At 58.3% G+C, this 14,882-nt stretch carries 11 protein-coding genes and 1 tRNA gene; all 12 read left to right on the top strand.

All coding sequences use genetic code 11. The annotated features are described in order from the left end of the window. A partial coding sequence (tuf, locus tag FDY93_RS17000; protein ID WP_138236949.1) for an elongation factor Tu occupies window positions 1–1,072 on the top strand: 1,072 nt, incomplete at its 5' end. 121 nt (window positions 1,073–1,193) lie between these two features. Beyond that, window positions 1,194–1,269 (top strand) — tRNA-Trp (locus tag FDY93_RS16995). Window positions 1,270–1,386: 117 nt separating this feature from the next. Beyond that, window positions 1,387–1,755 (top strand): preprotein translocase subunit SecE, encoded by a 369-nt coding sequence (gene secE, locus FDY93_RS16990; RefSeq protein WP_138236948.1) that lies wholly within the window; start codon window positions 1,387–1,389, stop codon window positions 1,753–1,755. Window positions 1,756–1,765: 10 nt separating this feature from the next. Then, the gene (gene nusG / locus FDY93_RS16985; protein WP_105101983.1) at window positions 1,766–2,299 is read left to right on the top strand and encodes a transcription termination/antitermination protein NusG; all 534 of its coding nucleotides are present in this window, start codon (window positions 1,766–1,768) and stop codon (window positions 2,297–2,299) included. A gap of 180 nt (window positions 2,300–2,479) precedes the next feature. After that, the gene (gene rplK, locus FDY93_RS16980; RefSeq protein ID WP_138236947.1) at window positions 2,480–2,911 is read left to right on the top strand and encodes a 50S ribosomal protein L11; all 432 of its coding nucleotides are present in this window, start codon (window positions 2,480–2,482) and stop codon (window positions 2,909–2,911) included. Next, a complete protein-coding gene (gene rplA / locus FDY93_RS16975) occupies window positions 2,912–3,610 on the top strand; it encodes a 50S ribosomal protein L1 (protein WP_138236946.1) in 699 nt (232 codons plus the stop codon). Between the two features lie 293 nt (window positions 3,611–3,903). Beyond that, on the top strand, window positions 3,904–4,398 hold the full coding sequence (gene rplJ / locus FDY93_RS16970) for a 50S ribosomal protein L10 (RefSeq protein WP_138236945.1): 495 nt from the start codon (window positions 3,904–3,906) through the stop codon (window positions 4,396–4,398). 89 nt (window positions 4,399–4,487) lie between these two features. After that, window positions 4,488–4,853, top strand: coding sequence for a 50S ribosomal protein L7/L12 (gene rplL, locus FDY93_RS16965; protein ID WP_105101979.1), 366 nt, complete (start codon window positions 4,488–4,490; stop codon window positions 4,851–4,853). Window positions 4,854–5,160: 307 nt separating this feature from the next. Next, on the top strand, window positions 5,161–9,234 hold the full coding sequence (gene rpoB, locus FDY93_RS16960) for a DNA-directed RNA polymerase subunit beta (RefSeq protein ID WP_138236944.1): 4,074 nt from the start codon (window positions 5,161–5,163) through the stop codon (window positions 9,232–9,234). Between the two features lie 134 nt (window positions 9,235–9,368). After that, window positions 9,369–13,598: a DNA-directed RNA polymerase subunit beta' gene (rpoC, locus tag FDY93_RS16955; RefSeq protein WP_138236943.1), complete on the top strand. Its 4,230-nt coding sequence runs from the start codon at window positions 9,369–9,371 to the stop codon at window positions 13,596–13,598. A gap of 240 nt (window positions 13,599–13,838) precedes the next feature. Continuing rightward, the gene (rpsL, locus tag FDY93_RS16950; protein WP_105101976.1) at window positions 13,839–14,213 is read left to right on the top strand and encodes a 30S ribosomal protein S12; all 375 of its coding nucleotides are present in this window, start codon (window positions 13,839–13,841) and stop codon (window positions 14,211–14,213) included. Window positions 14,214–14,329: 116 nt separating this feature from the next. Further along, window positions 14,330–14,800, top strand: a complete 471-nt coding sequence (gene rpsG / locus FDY93_RS16945; protein ID WP_010130334.1) for a 30S ribosomal protein S7 — start codon at window positions 14,330–14,332, stop codon at window positions 14,798–14,800. The last annotated feature ends 82 nt before the right edge of the window (window positions 14,801–14,882 follow it).

The raw sequence follows: 14,882 nt of genomic DNA, 5'->3' as shown, positions 1-14,882 counted from the left end.
TGGCGCTGCCGTTGCCTTCGACGGTATCGATAACGCACCGGAAGAGCGCGAGCGCGGTATCACCATCTCCACTTCCCACGTGGAATACGAGTCCCCGACTCGTCACTACGCGCACGTTGACTGCCCGGGACACGCCGACTACGTGAAGAACATGATCACCGGCGCGGCGCAGATGGACGGCGCGATCCTGGTATGTTCCGCTGCTGACGGCCCCATGCCGCAGACCCGCGAGCACATCCTGCTGTCCCGTCAGGTAGGTGTACCGTACATCGTGGTATTCCTGAACAAAGCCGACATGGTCGACGACGAAGAGCTGCTGGAACTGGTGGAGATGGAAGTTCGCGAACTTCTGGACCAGTACGAGTTCCCGGGCGACGACACTCCGATCATCGTTGGTTCTGCGCTGATGGCGCTGAACGGCGAAGACGACAACGAAATGGGTACCACTGCCGTTAAGAAACTGGTGGAAACCCTGGACGCCTACATCCCGGAGCCTGAGCGCGCTATCGACAAGCCGTTCCTGATGCCGATCGAAGACGTATTCTCCATCTCTGGTCGCGGTACCGTAGTAACCGGCCGTGTAGAGCGTGGTATCGTCAAGACTGGTGATGAAATCGCCATCGTTGGTATCCGTGACACCACCACCACCACCTGTACCGGTGTGGAAATGTTCCGCAAGCTGCTGGACGAAGGTCGTGCTGGTGAGAACATCGGCGCCCTGCTGCGCGGCACCAAGCGTGACGAAGTAGAGCGTGGTCAGGTACTGGCCAAGCCGGGTTCCATCACTCCGCACACCAAGTTCGAAGCGGAAGTGTACGTACTGTCCAAGGACGAAGGTGGTCGTCACACCCCGTTCTTCAAGGGCTACCGTCCGCAGTTCTACTTCCGTACCACCGACGTAACTGGTGCGTGTGAACTGCCGGAAGGCACCGAGATGGTAATGCCGGGCGATAACGTTCAGATGACCGTTACCCTGATTGCCCCGATCGCCATGGAAGAAGGTCTGCGTTTCGCGATTCGCGAAGGTGGCCGTACCGTTGGTGCTGGCGTTGTAGCCAAAATCATCGAGTAATCGGTGAATAAGTGCGGCTTTCGAGTGAATCGTAAGTCGCACTTGCAAATGCTGGGGTGGGTGGTATTATCCGCCCCTCATTTTTTCCGGTAGTGGCGCAGTCCACCTCCGGAAGTGTTCCAGGCCAGTAGTTCAATTGGTAGAGCACCGGTCTCCAAAACCGGCTGTTGGGGGTTCGAGTCCCTCCTGGCCTGCCAACTTTCAGATGCCCGCAAGGGGCCTGCAGTTGGGCTATCCTGTACTGCTGTCGCTCTTTGTGGTCGTTGGCAATAAAGGCGCCTTGCGGTAAAGGGGCGCGCTAAAGGCTTCTTTGTATGAATGCTAAAGTAGAGGCGAAAACCTTTCGTCTTGACGGCCTGAAGTGGCTGCTGGTTGTGCTGCTTGTCGGTGCCGCTGTGGCGGGCAATTCCTACTACGCCGAAATCCCCCTGTTGTATCGTGTCCTGGCAATTGTTGCGCTTTGCCTTGCGGCGGCATTTGTTGCTGTGCAGACAGAGAAGGGTAGTAGCTTCTGGAACCTGCTGCGGGAAGCTCAGAATGAAGTGCGTCGGGTGGTATGGCCGACTCGCCAGGAGGCAACGCAGACCACGTTGATTGTGGTGGTGTTCGTGCTGTTGATGGCGGTTATTCTGTGGGGGCTGGATACTGGCCTCGGCTGGCTCGCTTCCAAGATCATTGGCTAAAGGTTAATCCATGGCAAAGCATTGGTACGTGGTTCAGGCTTACTCCGGTTATGAGAAACGCGTGGCGTCTTCTCTGAAGGAGCGCATTGAGCTGCACGAAATGGATCACCTGTTTGGTGAAGTGCTTGTCCCCACGGAAGAAGTGGTGGAGATGCGTGCCGGTCAGAAGCGTAAGAGTGAGCGCAAGTTTTTCCCTGGTTATGTACTGGTGGAAATGGAGCTCAATGACGACACCTGGCACCTGGTGAAGGAAACTCCCCGTGTGCTGGGCTTTATCGGCGGCAAGGCGGACAAGCCGGCGCCGATTACCGATCGCGAAGCGCAGGCCATCCTGAATCGTATGGATGACGCTGCGGAGAAACCCAAGCCCAAGACCCTGTTCGAGCCGGGTGAAATGGTACGGGTTATCGACGGTCCGTTTAACGATTTCAACGGTGTGGTGGAAGAGGTCAACTACGAGAAGAGTCGCCTGCGGGTGGCGGTGTTGATCTTCGGTCGCTCTACGCCGGTAGAGCTGGAATTCAGTCAGGTAGAGAAAGGCTGATTTCGAGCTGGAAGGATTCGGCCCTCTTTCGCTAATCGCGGAAGGGGGCTTTCGCGTCCCTGAAAACTGTGTTGCCGATTTGGTGAGCGGTGGCAGGGGTACAAACAGGGGAGCTGAGCGTTGCACGTTTGTAAAAGTGTACAGCGCAGGCGCTAATACCCAGTTAAAGAGGAAGCTGTAATGGCTAAGAAAGTAGAAGCTTACATCAAGCTGCAAGTGAAGGCCGGCCAGGCCAACCCGAGTCCGCCCGTTGGTCCTGCGCTGGGTCAGAAAGGCGTGAACATCATGGAATTCTGTAAGGCGTTCAACGCCCAGACCCAGGGTATTGAGCCGGGCCTGCCGATTCCTGTTGTGATCTCTGTATACAGCGATCGCTCTTTCACCTTCGTTATGAAGTCCCCGCCCGCCGCGGTTCTGCTGCGCAAGGCTGCCAAGATCAAGAGCGGCTCCGGCCGTCCGAACACTGAGAAAGTGGGCAAAGTAACCCGCGCTCAGATCGAAGAGATCGTGGAAATGAAGAAAGCTGACCTGACTGCATCCGACCTGGAAGCAGCTGTGCGCACCATCGCTGGTTCCGCACGCAGTGCCGGTATCGAAGTGGAGGGCGTGTAAGTGGCCAAATTGACCAAGCGTCAGCGCGCTATCGCTGAAAAACTCCAGTCTGGCAAGGCATACGGTATCGACGAAGCGGTATCCCTGCTGAAAGAGTTCTCCAATGTCAAATTCGCGGAAACCGTTGATGCCGCCATCAACCTGGGTATCGATCCGCGCAAATCCGACCAGGCCGTTCGCGGTGCGACTACTCTGCCGCACGGTACCGGTAAAGACGTGCGTGTAGCCGTATTTACCCAGGGCGCCAACGCTGAAGCTGCCAAGGCAGCTGGCGCTGAACTGGTGGGTATGGACGAACTGGCTGCCGACATCAAAGCCGGCAACATGGACTTCGACGTGGTTATCGCCTCTCCGGACGCGATGCGCGTTGTTGGCCAGCTGGGCCAGATCCTCGGTCCGCGCGGTCTGATGCCGAACCCGAAAACCGGCACCGTAACCCCGGACGTGGTAACCGCGGTTAAGAATGCCAAGGCCGGTCAGGTGCGCTTCCGCGCTGACAAGGGCGGCATCATTCACGGTGGTATCGGCAAAATCGGCTTCGACGCCAAGCTGCTGAAGGAAAACCTGGAAGCGCTGGTAGCGGATCTGAAGAAAGCCAAACCGGCTTCTGCCAAGGGCGTGTATCTGAAGAAGATCACCCTGAGCACCACTATGGGCCCGGGTCTGACCATCGACCAGGCTTCTCTGGACGTTAAATAACTTTCTAGTGGGGTTTTCCCAAGAAAGTTAGCAGCGTTCAGTAAAAAGAACTTTGGGGTCCGCCGCTCTGGTTTACCGGGTGGCGGGCCGTCAAAGACCGTAGGCGCGGCGGGTGTTTGAGGTTTAAATGCCCACTGCTTAATCCGATACGAGGCCAGGTTGGTCAATACGGTATCGAGCCTACGCAGACGGTGTGCCCAAACCAGTATTTTTACTGGATTTGAGCTTAAAGCACCGGAACGGGTCGGGTGACATGTGGTTCCCGGTCTTCATTCAAATCCAGGAGTGACACTATGGCTATTGGACTCGTAGACAAGAAAGCGATTGTCGCGGAAGTCCAGCAGGCTGCTGAGGGTGCTCTGTCTGCGGTTGTTGCGGATTCCCGCGGCGTAACCGTGAATGACATGACTGCCCTGCGCAAAGAGGCTCGCGAACACGGCGTTTGGCTGAAAGTTGTTCGTAATACTCTGGCGCGTCGCGCTCTGGCCGGTACCGAATTCGAATGTCTCGTTGAGAAATTCGTCGGTCCCAGCATCATTGCTTTTTCCAATGAACACCCGGGTGCCGGTGCGCGCATCCTGCGTGACTTCGCGAAGAAGAATGACAAGCTGGAACTGAAAGGTGCCGCCTTCGAAGGCGTAGCGACTGACGTCCAACTGTTGGCAAGCCTGCCGACATACGACGAAGCAATCGCCCAGCTGATGAGCGTGTTGAAAGAAGCCTCTGCTGGCAAGCTGGTCCGCACCATTGCGGCCGTTCGCGACCAAAAAGAGCAGCAAGCTGCGTAATTGTTTCGCTTCGCGAAATCGCAGTTTTCAACGACTTTTTATTGAATTTACGAGCAGCTTGCTGCTCACACGAAATCAGGTACTAACTCATGTCTCTGACTAAAGAAGATATCATCAATGCGATCGCCGAGATGTCCGTTAAGGACGTTGTTGAGCTGATCACCGCTATGGAAGAGAAGTTCGGCGTAACTGCAGCTGCTGCTGTTGTTGCTGCTGGCCCGGCTGCTGAAGCGGCTGAAGAGAAAGACTCTTTCGACATCGTTCTGACTTCCGCAGGCGACAAGAAAGTGAACGTGATCAAGGTTGTTCGCGGCATCACCGGTCTGGGCCTGAAAGAAGCCAAAGAACTGGTAGACGGCGCTCCGAGCACTCTGAAAGAAGCTGCAGCCAAGGCTGAAGCTGAAGATGCGAAGAAGCAGCTGGAAGAAGCTGGCGCTACCGTAGAACTGAAGTAATTCGGATCTACACAGCACCGCCAGTGGCTGCGTAATCAACCGCTGGCGGAAAGGCTGGTGGACTTTTGTCCGCCGGCCTTTTTGCCGTTTGCGACACCGGGCTTTTCCCGTTACGGGAAATGAAGAAACCTCCGGTTCCAAGGCAAATTTATAGAGACGTTTGCGCAGATTTCGGTACGCTTTTTGATCAGCTTCTTAAAGCGTAGCGCAATGTGCAGAGACTTCTCGCCCGGATGGGCTGCGTATCGTCACCGTGTTGACCGCAGTTCTAAGGAAGTCTTGTCACTGATCAAGCTGGGGAATATGAATGGCTTACTCATACACTGAGAAAAAACGTATCCGCAAGGATTTTGGCAAACTGCCTAAGGTCATGGACGTACCTTTCCTGCTTGCGATACAGCTGGACTCGTATCGCAAATTCACGCAGGCCGACACGCGCCCGGATGAGCGCCTGGATATGGGTCTGCAGGCGGCGTTCAAGTCTGTATTTCCGATCGTCAGCTACTCCGGCAACGCCGCACTGGAGTACGTGAGCTACACCCTCGGCAAGCCGGTATTCGATGTCAAGGAATGTACCCTGCGCGGCGTTACCTACGCGTGCCCGCTGCGTGTGCGCGTGCGCCTGATCATTTACGATAAAGAATCTGCGAATAAGTCCATCAAGGACATCAAAGAGCAGGAAGTGTACATGGGCGAGATTCCGCTCATGACTGAAAACGGTACCTTCGTAATCAACGGTACCGAGCGCGTGATCGTGTCCCAGCTGCACCGTTCCCCGGGTGTGTTCTTCGATCACGACAAGGGCAAGACTCACTCCTCAGGTAAGCTGCTGTACGCCGCACGGGTGATTCCTTACCGTGGTTCCTGGCTCGACTTCGAGTTCGATCCGAAAGACCTGGTCTACGTGCGTATTGACCGTCGCCGCAAACTGCCGGCGACCATCCTGCTGCGCGCCCTGGGCTTCAGCTCCCAGGAAATGCTGGAAATGTTCTTTGAAACCAGCAAGTTCACCCTGAACAACGAAACCGTCAGCCTGAAACTGATCCCGTCGCGTCTGCGCGGTGATGTGGCCTCCTTCGACATCAAGGACGGCAGCGGCAAGGTGATTGTCGAGGAAGGGCGCCGTATTACCCCGCGCCACATTCGCCAGCTGGAAAAAGCCGGGGTGGAAACCCTGGAAGCGCCGGTGTCTTACGCCAATGGCCGCGTACTGGCCCACGACATCATCGACGAGTCCACCGGTGAAGTGGCCATCGAATGTAATACCGAAATTACCGATGAAGTCATCAACAAGCTGCGCGTCCTGAACATCAAGCAGTTCGAGACCCTGTACACCAACGATCTCGACTGCGGTCCGTTCGTGTCCGACACCTTGCGCGCCGATCCTTCCCGCACCCAGCTGGAAGCGCTGGTAGAAATCTACCGCATGATGCGCCCGGGCGAGCCGCCCACCAAGGAGTCCGCGGAGTCCCTGTTCGAGAACCTGTTCTTCTCCGACGAGCGCTACGATCTGTCCGCGGTTGGTCGCATGAAGTTCAACCGTCGCCTGGGTCGCGAAGACGAAACCGGTCAGGGCACCCTGAGCAAAGAGGACATTGTTGACGTTCTGAAGACCCTGATCGAGATCCGCAACGGTCGCGGCATGGTGGACGACATCGACCACCTGGGTAACCGTCGTGTGCGTTCCGTGGGCGAAATGGCGGAAAACCAGTTCCGCGTCGGCCTGGTACGCGTAGAGCGCGCGGTGAAAGAGCGTTTGTCCATGGCGGAGTCCGAAGGCCTGATGCCGCAGGACCTGATCAACGCCAAGCCGGTAGCGGCCGCGGTGAAGGAATTCTTTGGTTCCTCCCAGCTGTCCCAGTTTATGGACCAGAACAACCCGCTGTCCGAGGTGACCCACAAGCGCCGTGTATCTGCACTGGGCCCGGGTGGTCTGACCCGCGAGCGCGCGGGCTTCGAGGTGCGCGACGTGCACCCGACCCACTACGGCCGCGTGTGTCCGATTGAAACGCCGGAAGGTCCGAACATCGGTCTGATCAACTCTTTGGCCACCTTTGCCCGCGCCAACCACTACGGCTTCCTTGAGAGCCCGTACCGCAAGGTGGTGGACGGCCAGGTGACCGACCAGATCGAATACCTGTCCGCGATCAACGAAGCGAACTACGTGATTGCACAGGCGTCCGCTGCAATGGACGAGAACGGTCGCTTTACCGATGACCTGGTCAGTGTGCGTCACCAGAACGAATTTACTCTGAAGACCCCGGACGAAATCCAGTACATGGACGTGTCTGCTCGTCAGGTAGTGTCTGTGGCCGCGGCGATGATTCCGTTCCTCGAGCACGATGACGCCAACCGCGCACTCATGGGTTCCAACATGCAGCGTCAGGCGGTTCCAACCCTGCGCGCTGAGAAGCCGCTGGTGGGCACCGGTATGGAGCGCACCGTAGCGCGCGACTCCGGCGTTTGCGTGGTAGCCAAGCGCGGCGGCGTGATCGAGCGTGTGGACGCGAGCCGTGTAGTTGTGCGTGTGCACGACAGCGAGGTAGAAGCCGGCGACGCGGGTGTGGATCTGTACAACCTGACCAAGTACACCCGTTCCAACCAGAACACCTGTATCAACCAGCGCCCGATCGTGAAGACCGGCGATGTGGTTGAGCGTGGCGATATCCTGGCCGACGGCCCGTCCGTTGACCTGGGTGAGCTGGCGCTGGGCCAGAACATGCGCATCGCGTTCATGCCCTGGAACGGCTACAACTTCGAGGACTCCATCCTCGTATCCGAGCGCGTGGTGCAGGATGACCGCTTCACCACCATCCACATCCAGGAGCTGACCTGTATTGCCCGCGACACCAAGCTGGGCAGTGAGGAAATCACCGCGGATATCCCCAACGTGGGCGAATCGGCGCTGAACAAGCTGGACGAGTCCGGCATCGTGTACATCGGTGCGGAAGTGGGCGCTGGCGACATCCTGGTCGGCAAGGTGACCCCGAAAGGCGAAGCCCAGCTGACCCCGGAAGAGAAACTGCTGCGCGCGATCTTCGGTGAGAAGGCGTCCGATGTTAAAGACACCTCCCTGCGTGCGCCCTCCGGCACCCGCGGCACCGTGATCGACGTACAGGTCTTCACCCGCGACGGCCTGCAGAAAGACCAGCGCTCCATCGCCATCGAGAAGGCGCAGCTGGACGAAGTGCGTAAGGACCTGAACGAGGAATACCGCATCGTCGAAGGCGCCACCTTCGAGCGTCTGCAGGCAGCACTGGAAGGCCAGAAGGTTGCCGGCGGCAAGGGCGTGAAGAAAGGCGACGAGCTGACCGCAGAAGTGCTGTCCAGCCTGCCGCGCGAAGACTGGTTCAAGCTGCGCATGGTGGAAGACAGCCTGAACGAGCAGCTGGAAAAAGCCGAAGCCCAGCTGAAAGAACGTCGCAAACTGCTCGACGAGAAGTTTGAAGACAAGAAGAAGAAACTGGAATCCGGCGACGATCTGGCACCGGGCGTGCTGAAAATCGTCAAGGTTTACCTGGCGATCAAGCGTCGCATCCAGCCCGGTGACAAGATGGCCGGTCGTCACGGTAACAAGGGTGTTATCTCCGTGATCAAACCGGTGGAAGACATGCCCTACGACGAAAACGGCGTGCCGGTAGACGTAGTGCTGAACCCGCTGGGTGTTCCGTCCCGTATGAACGTGGGTCAGGTACTGGAGATGCACCTGGGTATGGCGGCGAAGGGCCTCGGTGCCAAGATCGACCGCATGATCAAGGAGCAGCAGGAAGTGGCGAAAGTCCGCGGCTTCCTGGAAGAGGTATACAACTCCACTGGCGGTAACAAGGAAGAGCTGGACCAGCTGACCGACCAGGAAATCCTGGCGATGGCTGAGAACCTGCGCGGCGGTGTGCCGATGGCCACGCCGGTGTTCGACGGTGCCGCGGAATCCGAGATCAAGCAGCTGCTGCGTCTGGCGGATATCCCGGATTCCGGTCAGATCACCCTGCACGACGGCCGTACCGGTGATGCCTTCGAGCGTCCGGTCACCGTGGGCTACATGTACATGCTGAAACTGAACCACCTGGTGGACGACAAGATGCACGCGCGTTCTACCGGTTCCTACAGCCTGGTTACCCAGCAGCCGCTGGGTGGTAAGGCCCAGTTCGGTGGTCAGCGTTTCGGTGAGATGGAGGTGTGGGCACTGGAAGCTTACGGTGCCGCCTACACCCTGCAGGAAATGCTCACGGTCAAATCCGATGACGTGGAAGGTCGTACCAAGATGTACAAGAACATCGTGGATGGCGACCACCGCATGGAGCCGGGCATGCCCGAATCCTTCAACGTACTGGTCAAGGAAATCCGCTCGCTGGGTATGAACTTCGAGCTGGAAAACGAATAAGTCCTGAAGCAAAAGTTGTAGGAGCCTGCTTGCAGGCGAACAGAAAAGTGCCGGTAGCGTTTGTTCAACGCTGCCGGCCTTCCCGGCCCAGGCTGCAGCGGCCGGGATGACCACCCCCCAGTGGAGGAAAGGCCTTGAAAGATTTGTTAAACCTGGTGAAAGCCCAGGATCAGCTGGAAGAATTTGACGCGATCCGTATCGGTCTGGCATCCCCGGACATGATCCGCTCCTGGTCCTACGGCGAAGTGAAAAAGCCGGAGACCATCAACTACCGTACCTTCAAGCCGGAACGCGAAGGCCTGTTCTGCGCCAAGATCTTTGGCCCGGTCAAGGACTACGAGTGCCTGTGCGGTAAGTACAAGCGCATGAAGCACCGCGGCATCATCTGCGAAAAGTGCGGCGTGGAAGTGACCAAGGCCAAGGTGCGCCGCGAGCGCATGGGCCACATCGAACTGGCATCGCCGGTTGCGCACATCTGGTTTTTGAAATCGTTGCCGTCCCGTATCGGTCTGCTGCTGGACATGACCCTGCGCGACATCGAGCGCGTGCTCTACTTCGAATCCTACGTAGTGACCGATCCGGGTATGACTACCCTGGAGCGCGGTCAGCTGCTGAACGACGAGCAGTACTTCGAGGCGATGGAAGAGTTCGCCGACGAGTTCGAAGCCAAAATGGGTGCGGAAGCCATCCAGGAACTGATGAACGATATCGACCTGCCGTCTGAAATTCAGCGTCTGCGGGAAGAGATTCCGTCCACCAATTCCGAGACCAAGATCAAGAAACTGTCCAAGCGCCTGAAGCTGCTGGAAGCCTTCTACAAGTCCGGCAACAAGCCGGAGTGGATGGTTATGCAGGCGCTGCCGGTGCTGCCGCCGGACCTGCGTCCGCTGGTACCCCTGGACGGCGGTCGTTTTGCGACCTCCGACCTGAACGATCTGTACCGCCGCGTGATCAACCGCAACAACCGTCTGAAGCGCCTGCTCGAGCTGAACGCGCCGGATATCATCGTGCGCAACGAAAAGCGCATGCTGCAGGAGGCGGTAGACGCCCTGTTGGATAACGGTCGTCGCGGTCGCGCCATCACCGGTTCCAACAAGCGCCCGCTGAAATCCCTGGCCGACATGATCAAGGGTAAACAGGGTCGTTTCCGTCAGAACCTGCTGGGCAAGCGCGTTGACTACTCCGGTCGTTCCGTGATCGTGGTAGGTCCGACCCTGCGTCTGCACCAGTGCGGTCTGCCGAAGAAAATGGCCCTTGAGCTGTTCAAGCCGTTCATTTTCGGCAAACTGGAAGCCCGCGGCCTCGCCACCACCATCAAGGCGGCGAAGAAAATGGTCGAGCGCGAAGAAGCGGTGGTGTGGGATATCCTCGACGAGGTGATCCGCGAGCACCCGGTACTGCTGAACCGCGCCCCGACCCTGCACCGTCTGGGTATCCAGGCGTTCGAGCCGGTACTGATTGAAGGTAAAGCGATCCAGCTGCACCCGCTGGTGTGTGCGGCGTACAACGCCGACTTCGACGGTGACCAGATGGCGGTACACGTACCGCTGACCATCGAGGCGCAGCTGGAATCCCGCGCGCTGATGATGTCCACCAACAACATCCTGTCGCCCGCCAACGGCGAGCCGATCATCGTGCCTTCCCAGGACGTGGTACTGGGTCTGTACTGGATGACCCGCGAGCGCGTGAACGATAAAGGTGAAGGCATGTTCTTCACCGATATCAAGGAAGTGAGCCGCGCCTTCTACGCCAAGCAGGTTGGCCTGCAGGCGAAGGTGAAAGTGCGTATCGACGAAGTGGAAATCGGCGAAGACGGCGAGAAGCGCAAGACCCGCACCGTGTACGACACCACTGTCGGCCGCGCGCTGCTGTGGAACATTGTGCCGGACGGTATGCCCTTCGACATGGTCAACCAGCCCATGAAGAAGAAGGCGATCTCCCGCGTTCTGAACGAGTGTTACCGCAAGGTGGGCCTGAAGGCGACCGTTATCTTTGCTGACCAGCTGATGTACACCGGTTTCGACTTCTCCACCAAGTCCGGTTCCTCCATCGGTGTGAACGACTTCGAGATCCCGGCGGCCAAGGCCGACCTGATCGCTTCCGCGGAAGAGGAAGTGAAAGAGATCGAGAGCCAGTTCGCCTCCGGTCTGGTAACCGCGGGTGAGAAATACAACAAGGTTATCGACGTGTGGTCCCGTACCAACGATAAGGTAACCCAGGCAATGATGGCCGGCATCCGCAAGGAAAAGGTCATCAACAAGGCCGGTGAGGAAACCGAACAGGACTCCTTCAACTCCGTGTACATGTACGCCGACTCCGGCGCGCGGGGTTCCGAGGCGCAGATCCGTCAGCTCGCCGGTATGCGCGGCCTGATGGCGCGCCCGGACGGCTCCATTATCGAAAACGCCATTACTGCGAACTTCCGTGAAGGTCTGAGCGTACTGCAGTACTTCATCTCCACTCACGGTGCGCGTAAAGGTCTGGCGGATACCGCACTGAAAACCGCGAACTCCGGTTACCTGACCCGCCGTCTGGTGGACGTGGCCCAGGACGTGGTGATCACCGAGATCGACTGTGGCACCGACGAAGGTCTGACCATGGCGCCGGTGATCGAGGGTGGTGACGTGATCGAATCTCTGGGTGACCGTATCCTCGGCCGCGTCGTGGCCCGCGATGTGCCCAAGCCCGGCAGCGACGAGATCGCGGTACCGGCCGGCACCATGATCGACGAGGCGTGGGTAGAGCGCATCGAAGGCATGGGTATCGACGAGGTTATCGTGCGTTCCGCGATCACCTGTGAAACCGGCCACGGTATCTGCGCCCAGTGTTACGGTCGCGACCTGGCCCGCGGCCACCGCGCCAACCCGGGTGAAGCCGTGGGTGTTGTCGCGGCGCAGTCCATCGGTGAGCCGGGTACCCAGCTGACCATGCGGACCTTCCACATCGGTGGTGCGGCGAGCCGTGCTTCCGCGGCGGACAGCATTCAGGTGAAGCTGGGCGGTACCGTACGTCTGCACAATGTGAAGACGGTCAAGGCGGCAAACGGCAATCTGGTGGCGGTTTCCCGCTCCGGTGAGCTGGCGCTTGCCGACAGCGCCGGTCGCGAGCGCGAGCGCTACAAGCTGCCCTACGGTGCACAGATCAGCGTTGACGAAGGTGCCGAGGTTGAAGGCGGCAAGATCGTCGCCAAGTGGGACCCGCACACCCACCCGATCATTACCGAGGTGGCGGGTTGGGTGAAACTGTCCGGTATGGAAGATGGCCTGTCCATCCGCAAGCAGACCGACGAAATCACCGGTTTGTCCTCCATCGAGGTGATCGACCCGGCGGAACGTCCGGCTGCGGGTAAAGACCTGCGCCCGGCGGTAACCCTGGTGGACGAGAACGGTGAAGAACTGACCCTGGCGAGTTCCAGTGCCCCGGCGCACTACGCGCTGCCGCCGCGCGCGATCCTGAGCCTGAAAGAGGGCGACAAGGTGAACGTGGGTGACGTCATCGCCCGTATTCCGCAGGAATCCGGCGGTACCAAGGACATCACCGGTGGTCTGCCGCGCGTTGCCGACCTGTTCGAAGCACGTAAGCCGAAAGAGCCGTCCATCCTGGCGGAGATCTCCGGTACCGTGTCCTTTGGTAAAGAGACCAAGGGCAAGGTGCGCCTGCAGATCACCCCGAAAGACGGCAAGCCGCTGGCCAACGGCAAGGACTCCTACGAGGTCCTGATTCCGAAGCACCGCCAGCTGACCGTGTTCGAGGGGGAAACCGTGGAGAAGGGGGAGGTCATTTCCGACGGCCCGTCCAACCCGCACGACATCCTGCGCCTCAAAGGCGTTGAGGAACTGGCGCGTTACATCACCAATGAGATCCAGGAGGTTTACCGCCTCCAGGGTGTGAAGATCAACGACAAGCACATCGAAACCATCGTGCGTCAGATGCTGCGCAAAGTTGAAATTCTGGAGATGGGCGATTCCGAGTTCATCAAGGGTGAGCAGGTCGAGTACCAGGCGGTCATCGAAGAAAACGAGCGCCTGCGCGCCGAAGGCAAACAGCCGGCTCAGTACGAGCGCCTGCTGCTGGGTATCACCAAGGCGTCTCTGGCGACCGAGTCCTTCCTGTCCGCGGCCTCCTTCCAGGAGACCACCCGCGTACTGACCGAAGCAGCGGTGACCGGCAAGGAAGACAGCCTGCGCGGCCTGAAGGAGAACGTGGTTGTGGGTCGTCTGATCCCGGCCGGTACCGGTCTCGCCTACCACGCCGAGCGCAAGCGCAAGCGCACCCAGCAGGTGAGCTTCGGTTATGCCGAAGGCCCGTCTGCGGAAGAGGTGGAAGCGGCGCTGACCGAAGCCCTGAAATCATCCGGGGAGTAAGTCGGCCGCATGTCGCCGACCGGGCAGTTCCGCCCGGTCGGTACCGAATCGCAGTCACCATGGCAGTGAGTGTTTATTGTCCATGGTGATTGACTAGGGGTGTCGCAGTTTATAGAATGCGGCCCCCGCTAATGGGGTGGAACCGTCCGCTGTCTTCGGATAGCCCGGGTGGTTACGCACTGACGATAGGCCCTCACTGCAGTTGATGGTGGGGGCGTTTTATTTTTGGAGTGATTTTTAATGGCAACGATCAACCAGTTGGTTCGTAAGCCGAGAAAACGCAAAGTTGAAAAAAGCGATGTGCCTGCATTGCAAGCTAACCCGCAACGTCGCGGAGTCTGCACTCGTGTGTATACCACTACACCGAAGAAGCCGAACTCTGCACTGCGTAAAGTTTGCCGTGTGCGCCTGACCAACGGTTTCGAAGTAACTTCGTACATCGGCGGTGAAGGCCACAACCTGCAGGAGCACAGCGTGGTGCTGATTCGCGGCGGTCGTGTAAAAGACCTGCCGGGTGTGCGCTACCACACTGTACGCGGCGCACTTGACTGTGCCGGCGTAAACAATCGCAAACAGGCCCGTTCCAAGTACGGCGTCAAGCGTCCTAAGGGTTAATTCCCTAGGTCACAATTTGCGTTTCGGTTTAACGAATAACCGGAGTAAGGCTGAGCTCGCCGAGTTGTAACTGTTTACGGCGGCGTCTCGGAGTAACCCTGAAGAGAGGCAATCCCATGCCAAGAAGACGTGTAGTCGCCAAGCGCGAAGTGCTGCCCGATCCCAAGTTCGGGAATGTGACTCTGGCCAAGTTCATGAACCATGTCATGATCAGCGGCAAGAAGTCCGTGGCGGAAAGCATCGTATACGGTGCACTGGATCTGGTTTCAGAAAAACTGAACAAGGATCCGATTGAGATTTTCGAAGAGTCCCTGGAAAACATCGCTCCGATGGTGGAAGTAAAGTCCCGTCGTGTTGGTGGTGCTACCTACCAGGTGCCGGTAGAAGTGCGTCCTGCGCGTCGTACCGCTCTGGCAATGCGTTGGTTGGTGGATTTCTCCCGCAAGCGCGGTGAAAAGTCCATGGCGCAGCGACTGGCCAATGAAATGATCGACGCTTCCCAGAACAAGGGTGGCGCGGTCAAGAAGCGTGAAGACGTGCACCGTATGGCGGAAGCCAACAAGGCGTTCTCTCACTATCGCTTCTAAGATAGTGACGCTTCCAAGTCTGATGATTACTACCATCGGAAATTAATACCGAAAGGCAGCAAGGAAGGTTCCGCGCTGCCTT

The organism is Microbulbifer harenosus, assembly GCF_005771435.1.
Taxonomy (GTDB): Bacteria; Pseudomonadota; Gammaproteobacteria; order Pseudomonadales; family Cellvibrionaceae; genus Microbulbifer; species Microbulbifer harenosus.
This window is presented reverse-complemented; position numbering and strand designations above follow the sequence as displayed.

What these genes read in the sequence shown, in the direction of transcription:
- rpsL (WP_105101976.1), top strand. Translation starts at nt 13,839, where the DNA reads ATGGCAACGATCAACCAGTTGGTTCGTAAGCCGAGAAAACGCAAAGTT.
- rplJ (WP_138236945.1), top strand. Translation starts at nt 3,904, where the DNA reads ATGGCTATTGGACTCGTAGACAAGAAAGCGATTGTCGCGGAAGTCCAG.
- nusG (WP_105101983.1), top strand. Translation starts at nt 1,766, where the DNA reads ATGGCAAAGCATTGGTACGTGGTTCAGGCTTACTCCGGTTATGAGAAA.
- rpoB (WP_138236944.1), top strand. Translation starts at nt 5,161, where the DNA reads ATGGCTTACTCATACACTGAGAAAAAACGTATCCGCAAGGATTTTGGC.
- secE (WP_138236948.1), top strand. Translation starts at nt 1,387, where the DNA reads ATGAATGCTAAAGTAGAGGCGAAAACCTTTCGTCTTGACGGCCTGAAG.
- rplK (WP_138236947.1), top strand. Translation starts at nt 2,480, where the DNA reads ATGGCTAAGAAAGTAGAAGCTTACATCAAGCTGCAAGTGAAGGCCGGC.
- rpsG (WP_010130334.1), top strand. Translation starts at nt 14,330, where the DNA reads ATGCCAAGAAGACGTGTAGTCGCCAAGCGCGAAGTGCTGCCCGATCCC.
- rplL (WP_105101979.1), top strand. Translation starts at nt 4,488, where the DNA reads ATGTCTCTGACTAAAGAAGATATCATCAATGCGATCGCCGAGATGTCC.